Origin of the sequence: Pantoea sp. RIT-PI-b, from assembly GCF_001187905.1 — a bacterium.
GTDB classification, from domain to species: Bacteria; Pseudomonadota; Gammaproteobacteria; order Enterobacterales; family Enterobacteriaceae; genus Pantoea; species Pantoea nemavictus.
On sequence record NZ_LGIS01000004.1, the window covers coordinates 1 to 2,210 of the forward strand.

A 2,210-nucleotide genomic window follows, 5' to 3' on the forward strand; every position below is an offset into this window, starting at 1 on the left:
TTATGGAAGCAAAGCTGACCTGGCCGTTCTGAGCTAAGCTTACCTGGCCGCTTCGGGCTACCTGCTGAGGATCCTGATATGACGGCTTCTGGTGCGGAGTTTTTCACGATGAACGAAGTTAACCGGCTTAACATTATTCAGGACGTCGTCGACCGGCGGCTGACAACCCATCTCGCAGCTGAGCGTCTCGGTATTTCCGACAGGCATTGTCGTCGCCTGCTTCAGCGCTATCGTACAGACGGTCCGCTGGGCATGGCTGATCGGCGGCGCGGCAAGCCCAGCAACTATCAGCTGCCTGCTGGCCTTGCTGAACGCGCGGTTCAGATCATCCGCGAGCGCTACTCAGACTTTGGTCCGACGCTCGCCTGCGAGAAGCTGGCCGAGCTGCACGGCGTGACGCTGTCTAAAGAGACCGTACGGAAGCTGATGATGCAGTCAGGCCTCTGGATCCCGCGCAGACATCGCGCGCCAAAAATCCAGCAACCTCGCTACCGCCGTGCGTGCGTCGGCGAGCTGATACAGATCGACGGCTGCGATCACCGCTGGTTCGAGGAACGCGGTCCGGCCTGCACGCTGCTGGTTTACGTGGATGACGCGACCAGCCGCCTGATGCAGCTTCATTTCGTCCGCTCCGAGTCCACGTTCACCTATTTTGAAGCCACGCGCGGCTATCTGGAGCAGCACGGCAAGCCGCTGGCGTTTTACAGCGACAAGGCCAGCGTGTTCCGCATCAACAATAAAAATGCGGCTGGCGGCGACGGTCAGACGCAGTTCGGTCGCGCGATGAACGAGCTGAACATCACCGGTATCTGCGCCAACACCAGCTCTGCCAAGGGCCGGGTGGAGCGTGCGCATCTCACGTTACAGGACCGGCTGGTCAAGGAACTCAGGCTGCGTGACATCAGTACGCCTGACGCGGCTAACGCCTTTGCCGCTGAGTTTATGGCTGACTACAACCGGCGTTTCGCGAAGGCACCGAGGCATGATTTTGACGTGCACCGTCCGCTTGATGCTGACGACAACCTGCACCAGATATTTACCTGGCGCGAACCGCGCAAGGTTTCGAAAGCGCTGACGGTTCGCTACGATAAAATGCTGTTGCTGCTTGAGGATAACGATGACAGCCGTCGTGCGATGGGTAAATATCTGGATGCCTGGCAGTACCCGGATGGCCGCGTTGAACTCAGGAGTCACGGTACGGTGCTTCCCTACTCTGCCTACGACCGGCTGTCTGAAGTTGACCAGGGTGCGATCGTTGACAACAAGCGGCTTGGACACGCGCTGGCCGTAGCTAAACTGATGCAGGACAAGCGTGATAACACGCGCTCGCAGGCGCTTCCCGCAGGAACCGGGCCAAGTCGCAGGAGTGCGAAGAAAGATCAAACTAAAAAACGTCAACGTGCGGTCAATGAGGATGATTTACTGGAGGCGATGATTGATTTACAGGCACGAAGTCAGGAGATATTTGGAAGTTGAAGTATTTATCAATACAATCAGATCGATACCGACATTCACAAGGATGAGAGATGAAGTTATTTTCTACTGAACGGACCGATGTATATCTGCTGACCTTAGACCATTCAACGAGCTTTCAGCGTTTTTTGCTTAATAACAGAGAAAATTTCGCCCCCTTTGAACCACTGCGAAACGACGAATATTTCACAATCAATAGCGTAGCTGAAAGGATCAGTAATGCGCTAATCGATTATGAAGAAAGAAAGTGCATCCTTATGGTTTTCACCTTAAAAGATGATGACAAAATTATAGGTAGTATAAATTTCACCAACTTTATATTCGGTGTTTTTCAGGCATGCTATCTAGGATTTTCAATCGACCAGAATTATCAGGGTAATGGATTGATGCATGAGGCGCTGAAAGAATCCATACCCTATGTACATGATAAATATAGCATTCATAGAATAATGGCTAATCATCTTTCTGATAACTTACGCAGTAAAAAGACTCTGGGCAGTCTGGGCTTCGTAAAAGAAGGTTATGCACAGTCTTATCTGAAAATAAATGGGACTTGGCAGGACCACATACTTAACTCGCTGATCCTTCCGGAATAATTAACCACTTTAATAAAGCTAAACTTTAATTCTAATTAGCCCTCAAAGCAGAGGGTTAGCTCTTTTATTAAAAGTTACTCTGACAACAATCGGACATCTCAGGTTTGCCTGAACCCGGTCATCTCTGCTTAGCTTCAACAT

The 2,210-nt window shown here is 51.3% G+C and carries 2 protein-coding genes; both read left to right on the forward strand.

The features are described 5' to 3' along the window. Nucleotides 1-78 precede the first annotated feature (78 nt). Nucleotides 79-1,476 (forward strand): ISNCY family transposase, encoded by a 1,398-nt coding sequence (locus AC790_RS00040; protein WP_049850538.1) that lies wholly within the window; start codon nt 79-81, stop codon nt 1,474-1,476. A 50-nt stretch (nt 1,477-1,526) separates the two neighbouring features. After that, on the forward strand, nt 1,527-2,069 hold the full coding sequence (locus tag AC790_RS00045) for a GNAT family N-acetyltransferase (protein ID WP_049850539.1): 543 nt from the start codon (nt 1,527-1,529) through the stop codon (nt 2,067-2,069). The last annotated feature ends 141 nt before the right edge of the window (nt 2,070-2,210 follow it).

What these genes read in the sequence shown, in the direction of transcription:
- AC790_RS00040 (WP_049850538.1), top strand. Translation starts at nt 79, where the DNA reads ATGACGGCTTCTGGTGCGGAGTTTTTCACGATGAACGAAGTTAACCGG.
- AC790_RS00045 (WP_049850539.1), top strand. Translation starts at nt 1,527, where the DNA reads ATGAAGTTATTTTCTACTGAACGGACCGATGTATATCTGCTGACCTTA.